Origin of the sequence: Inquilinus sp., from assembly GCF_039594555.1 — a bacterium.
In the GTDB taxonomy this organism is placed as follows: domain Bacteria; phylum Pseudomonadota; class Alphaproteobacteria; order DSM-16000; family Inquilinaceae; genus Inquilinus.
The window spans coordinates 1-4,936 of the sequence record NZ_JBCNNF010000482.1 but is presented as its reverse complement, the minus strand read 5'-3'; the positions used below and the strand labels follow the sequence as shown (position 1 = coordinate 4,936).

General features: G+C 71.2%; 6 protein-coding genes. 4 read left to right on the top strand and 2 right to left on the bottom strand.

Annotated features, from left to right (window positions below; all coding sequences use genetic code 11):
* A partial coding sequence (locus ABDW35_RS32205; protein WP_343717933.1) for a helix-turn-helix transcriptional regulator occupies positions 1-731 on the bottom strand: 731 nt, incomplete at its 3' end.
* Between the two features lie 139 nt (positions 732-870).
* On the opposite strand from ABDW35_RS32205, the gene ABDW35_RS32200 reads away from it, so the two are divergent.
* The gene (locus tag ABDW35_RS32200) at positions 871-1,782 is read left to right on the top strand and encodes a fatty acid desaturase (RefSeq protein WP_343717932.1); all 912 of its coding nucleotides are present in this window, start codon (positions 871-873) and stop codon (positions 1,780-1,782) included.
* Positions 1,779-2,618: a PhnD/SsuA/transferrin family substrate-binding protein gene (locus tag ABDW35_RS32195; RefSeq protein WP_343717931.1), complete on the top strand. Its 840-nt coding sequence runs from the start codon at positions 1,779-1,781 to the stop codon at positions 2,616-2,618. The genes ABDW35_RS32200 and ABDW35_RS32195 overlap by 4 nt, the downstream gene beginning before the upstream one ends.
* On the opposite strand, the gene ABDW35_RS32190 is transcribed toward ABDW35_RS32195, so the two are convergent.
* Positions 2,557-2,943 (bottom strand): Hpt domain-containing protein, encoded by a 387-nt coding sequence (locus ABDW35_RS32190; protein WP_343717930.1) that lies wholly within the window; start codon positions 2,941-2,943, stop codon positions 2,557-2,559. The genes ABDW35_RS32195 and ABDW35_RS32190 overlap by 62 nt on opposite strands.
* A 117-nt stretch (positions 2,944-3,060) precedes the next feature.
* Here ABDW35_RS32190 and ABDW35_RS32185 point away from each other — a divergent pair, with 117 nt between their 5' ends.
* Positions 3,061-3,636, top strand: coding sequence for a TetR/AcrR family transcriptional regulator (locus ABDW35_RS32185; RefSeq protein WP_343717929.1), 576 nt, complete (start codon positions 3,061-3,063; stop codon positions 3,634-3,636).
* 84 nt (positions 3,637-3,720) lie between these two features.
* The gene (locus tag ABDW35_RS32180) at positions 3,721-4,821 is read left to right on the top strand and encodes an alkene reductase (protein ID WP_343717928.1); all 1,101 of its coding nucleotides are present in this window, start codon (positions 3,721-3,723) and stop codon (positions 4,819-4,821) included.
* The last annotated feature ends 115 nt before the right edge of the window (positions 4,822-4,936 follow it).

The window sequence follows — 4,936 nt, the reverse complement described above, 5'->3', positions numbered from 1 at the left end:
AGGAAGTACATGCCGCCGAGATAGATCACCGCCCGCAGCGGCCCGAACACCGTCACCGGCACGGAGTAGTGCTGGCGGCCGTCATAGAAGAACCAGCGGAAGGTCGGGTACAGCTCCTCCACCAGCGCGATCATGTGGTCGAGCTGGCGGGCCCGGATCTCGTCGTCGAGGTCGTGCCAGATGCCCTCGCCGCGGGCGAAGCCCTCGATCGCCTGGATCGAGTTGCAGGCCTCCATGTCGGTCTCCGGCCGACGCTGATAGGCCAGGCGGGCAGCCGCGGTCTCGATCCGCTGTTCCGGCCGCGACGCGGCGAAATGCGCCAGCTCGTGCCGGATCACGTCGCGGTTCTTCAGCAGGTCGGGCAGCGTGGTCGCGACGTGGCGGATCTTGTAGCCGATCGCCTCGCGGTGCCAGGCGATCAGCCGCTCGTCATCGGCCCATTGCGCGTCGCGCTCGATTGCCAGCCGCTCCGGCAGGATGTCGGCGGAGAGGGGGCCGCGCTGACTCAGCCCCAGCAACCAGTCGATGCTGACTTGGCGGGCGGCCGCGATCGCCGCCAGGGTCTCGGCCCGCGGCAGCCGGTCATTCGCCGGCGACAGGATCTGCGACAGGGTCGACCGGTCCATCCCGACCGCGGCGGCGAAGGCGCTGCGGCTCTGGCCCGAGGCAGCGATGATCTCCTCCAGCCGGGCCCGGAAGGTCTCGATCATGTCGTGGCGGGATTGCGCCATTGCGGTGCTTCCGAAACAAATTGTGCGACTTTCCGACAGTCTGGATGAGAGTACATCAATCGCGTCGTTTTGTGCGCATTATCGCATTGTCCGCTATGATGTTTTTACGACAGCCTGGAGCCATGGGACGAGGATCCACATGGCTGACACGGTGAAGCGGGCGAATTTCGAAGGACCGACCTGGGCGGTGGCCGCCGCGGTCTATGGCGGCTGGCTGGTGCTCCTCTGGTTCCATGCGGCGATCCCGGCGCCGCTCTTCGTCGCCGCCGGGGCGGTGCTGCTGGCCTGGCACGGGTCGCTGCAGCACGAGACCATCCACGGCCACCCGACGCGGTCGCGCCGGATCAACACCGCGATCGGCTGCCTGCCGCTGTCGCTGTGGCTGCCCTACGCCTCCTACCGCGACCTGCATCTGCATCACCACCGCGACGCCCACCTGACCTCGCCGGTTGAGGACCCCGAGAGCTACTACGTCACCGACGACCACTGGTCGTCGCTCAGCCCGGCCGGGCGGGCGGTGCTGCATTTCAACCGCACGCTGCTGGGGCGTTTCCTGATCGGCCCGGCCCTGGCCTGGTACGGGCTGTGGGCGGAGGAACTGGCGAAGCTGCGCCGCGACCGCAGGGCGCGCGCCGTCTGGGCGGCGCATCTGGCCGGCGCCGCGGCAATTCTGGCCGTGGTCTCGATCGGCTTCGGGGTCTCGCCGATCCTCTACGTCGTCACCTGCTACGCCGGCACCGCGCTGTCGCTGCTGCGCTCCTTCGCCGAGCACCGGGCCGGGCCGGAGGGGTTGCGCACCGCGGTGGTGGCGTCCGGGCCGTTCTTCTCGCTGCTGTTCCTGAACAACAACCTGCATGTGGCGCATCACGCCCGGCCCGGCCTGGCCTGGTACCGGCTGCCGCGCTTCGCCGCCGCCAACGACTCCGCCGGGGTCGCCGCGCGGGGCGCGGGGTTGTACAAGGGCTATGGCGAGATCGTCCGGCGCTTCCTGCTGCGCCCGGTCGACGCGCCGGTCCATCCCGATTTCGACGCGGAGCGGCGCGCCAAGTGACATCTGCGACCATGCCCGGTGCGGCCAGCCTGCCGATGTACGATTTTCCGGAGGTCCGCTGGGCCACCGACGCGCTGTGGGCGGCGGTGGCGGCGCGGCTGACGGCTGCCGGCGTCGCCGCGGCGCCGGACCTCGACCGCGCCTCGAGCCTGCCGGATCTCTGGACCAGCCCGGCGCTGCTGCTCAGCCAGACCTGCGGCAACCCCTATATCCGGCGCTTCCGCGACCGGCTGCGGCTGGTGGCCACGCCCCGCTATAGCGCCCCGGGCTGCGACGGCCCGCGCTACAGCAGCCAGCTGGTGGTGCGCGCGGACGCGCCGGGCGACCGGCTAGAGGCATTCCGCGGGGGCGTCTGCGCCGTCAACGAATGGGGCAGCCTGTCAGGCTGGGTCGCGCTGGCCGCGGCGCTGCCGGAGCCGCCGGAGCGGTTCTTCCGCGCCGCGCTGACCACCGGCGCCCATGCTGCCAGCATGGCGGCGGTGGCGGCGGGGGAGGCGGACATCGCCGCGATCGACTGCGTCACCTATGCGCTGCTGCAGCGCCACCGTCCGGCCGCCACGGCCGGGCTGCGCGCGATCGGCCGCACCGCCCCGGCGCCGGGCCTGCCGCTGGTGACGCGCCGGGATGCGACGGACGAGACAGTCGAGGCGCTGCGCGCGGCCTGGCGCGGCGCCCTGGCCGATCCGGCGCTGGCCGAGGCACGGGCGGCGCTGCTGATCGAGGGGCTGGAGATCCTGAGCGACGCCGATTACGACGCGATCCCGCCCTTGCCGGTCAACACTCCTCCTCTGGCCTCCGCTCCGGCTCGCCGCTCCGCCACAGCTCCAGCGCCCTGACGGTCTCGGCCACCCGGGCCTTCGCCACCTTGGCCAGCTCCTGCGGCCGGCCCGGCCGGCTGTCGCTCTTGTCGCCGAGCGATTCGGCCAAGTCGATCAGCGCCCGGGCGCCGCAGATCGCGGCGCAGGAGCGCAGGGCGTAGGCCTCCAGCGCCAGGGCCTCGCGGTCGCCGGCGCCGGCCGCGGCGGTAATCGCCTCGGCGCGCTCCCGCAGCTCGTCGACCAGATCGTCCAGCATCGCCCGGCGGGCGGCATCGTCGAACCCGGACAGGTTGCGCTCCAGCGCCGCCGGGTCGAACTGATATCGCGGACCGTTGCCGCCCATCCATTCCTCCACCGCCCCTCTCTCATATCGCTTCGCGCGACCGCGAGTTCCAGGCGCGGGACACAAAACGACACGAAGCCCGCTTGCATTCCGGAACGGGCGGTCCATATTTCGGCGATGACCTCCCATCCCGGCCGCCCCCGTGAGTTCGACAGGGACACCGCGCTCGACGCGGCGATGGCCGTGTTCTGGCGCCAGGGCTACGAGGCGACCTCGCTGGACGACCTGACCCGGGCGATGGATCTCAGCCGCAGCAGCTTCTACGGCTGCTTCGGCTCCAAGCACGACGTGCTGCTGGCGGCGATCCAGCGCTACAACGACACACGTTTTGCCATGCTGCAGCAGCTGGTGGCGGCCGAGCCGGATCCCGGCCGCGCCCTGCGCGCCGCGGTTACCGCGATCTCCGGCGCCCAGGGCGGCCGCGAGGGCTGCTTCCTGATCAACAGCACGGTCGAGCTGGCGCGGAACGACCCGGAGGTCGAGGCGCTGAGCCGCCGGCATCTGGAGCGGCTGGAAGCCTTCCTGGCCGGGCTGCTGGCGCGCCAGGCCGGCGGCGGGACCGACGAGGCGACGGCGGCGCGGGCGCGCGGCCTGCTGGCGATCGCCTTCGGGGCCTGCGTGATGCACAAGGCGGGCACCGCGCCCACCGCTATCGATGATCTCCTGGCCGCCGCCGAGCCCTTGATGCGCTGACGACGGCCGATGCCCATCGCCGCCACTTCTGCAACCAATTTTGGACCAGCCGGTCCCGAACTAGATCCCGAACTGGAGAGACCCATGACTGTTCCGAAGCTGTTCACGCCGACCCGGATCGGCGACCTCGACCTGCCGAACCGGGTCGTGATGGCGCCGCTGACGCGCAACCGGGCGCTCCGCGAGGGCGACGTGCCGCATGCGCTGAACGCCGAATACTACGCCCAGCGCGCCACGGCCGGCCTGCTAATCTCCGAAGGCACGCAGATCTCGCCGGAAGGCAAGGGCTATGCCTGGACCCCGGGCATCCACAGCCCCGAGCAGGTGGCCGGCTGGCGGCTGGTGACCGACGCCGTGCACAAGGCCGGCGGCCGGATCGCGGCGCAGCTCTGGCATGTCGGCCGGATCTCGCACACCGTGCTGCAGCCGGGCCGCGCGTCGCCGGTCGGCCCCTCGGCGATCGCCGCCGAGCACAGCCGGGTCTATGACGGCGAGGGCTTCGTTCCACCCTCGGCGCCGCGGGCGCTGGAGACGGCGGAGCTGCCGCGCGTCGTCGGCGACTACGCCCAGGCCGCGCGCAACGCCAAGGAGGCCGGCTTCGACGCGGTCGAGATCCACGCCGCCAACGGCTATCTGCTGCACCAGTTCCTGGCCGACGGCACCAACAAGCGCACCGACGCCTATGGCGGCCCGGCCGCCAACCGCGCCCGGCTGCTGCTGGAGGTGGCGGAGGCGGTGGCCGGGGTCTGGACGCCCGGCCGTGTCGGCGTCCGGCTGTCGCCCTTCTCCAGTTTCGGCGACATCGCCGACAGCGACCCGATGGCGACCTTCGGCCGTGCCATCGAGGGGCTGAGCGATCTCGGCCTTGGCTATCTGCACATGGTCGAAGGCCAGACCGGCGGCACCCGCGAGCTGCCGCCCGGCGCCGACATCCAGGCGCTGCGCCGGCTGTTCAAGGGCAGCTACATCGCCAACAACGGCTATGACCGCGACCTGGCGATCGATGCGGTGGAGAGGGGCCGCGCCGACCTCGTCGCCTTCGGCAAGCTGTTCATCGCCAACCCGGATCTGGTGGAGCGGCTGCGGCTCGACGCGCCGCTGAACACGCCGGACCAGACCACCTTCTACGGCGGCACCGAGCGCGGCTACACCGACTATCCGACGCTGGAGAAGGTAATAGCCTGATCGGATCGTCCGGTTGCGCAAGGCACCGTGTGCAACCGGAGAGATCGTTGACACTATAGACCGGCAACATCGTTGACAGCTTCCCGGTGCTGTTGAGCGTGCTGATTGCGCCGAC

Excerpts from the sequence above, each read along its gene's own strand:
- ABDW35_RS32200 (WP_343717932.1), top strand. The coding sequence starts at position 871 with ATGGCTGACACGGTGAAGCGGGCGAATTTCGAAGGACCGACCTGGGCG.
- ABDW35_RS32190 (WP_343717930.1), bottom strand. The coding sequence starts at position 2,943 with ATGGGCGGCAACGGTCCGCGATATCAGTTCGACCCGGCGGCGCTGGAG.
- ABDW35_RS32185 (WP_343717929.1), top strand. The coding sequence starts at position 3,061 with ATGACCTCCCATCCCGGCCGCCCCCGTGAGTTCGACAGGGACACCGCG.
- ABDW35_RS32180 (WP_343717928.1), top strand. The coding sequence starts at position 3,721 with ATGACTGTTCCGAAGCTGTTCACGCCGACCCGGATCGGCGACCTCGAC.